The sequence below is a fragment of the Rahnella rivi genome (genome assembly GCF_019049655.1).
Lineage (GTDB): Bacteria > Pseudomonadota > Gammaproteobacteria > Enterobacterales > Enterobacteriaceae > Rahnella > Rahnella rivi.
Map to the genome: position 1 here is coordinate 1 of NZ_JAFMOX010000002.1, position 232 is coordinate 232.

Annotated in this window: 1 rRNA gene; it reads right to left on the reverse strand. The window is 53.0% G+C overall.

Features of this window, described 5'->3' with window-relative positions:
• Positions 1-115 (reverse strand): 5S ribosomal RNA (rrf, locus tag J1779_RS00010); the annotation flags it as partial.
• Positions 116-232: the final 117 nt, after the last annotated feature.

Consider the following 232-nt stretch of genomic DNA (forward strand, 5'->3'; position numbering starts at 1 on the left):
CCTGGCAGTTCCCTACTCTCGCATGGGGAGACCCCACACTACCATCGGCGCTACGGCGTTTCACTTCTGAGTTCGGCATGGGGTCAGGTGGGACCACCGCGCTAGTGCCGCCAGGCAAATTCTGTTTTATCCATAACGCGCACCTTAAGTCAGGCTTGCACTACGAACCAATCTCGGAACATTCAGCTGAAAATCTACTTCAGAGCCACTCTAAAACACCTTTGGTGTTGTA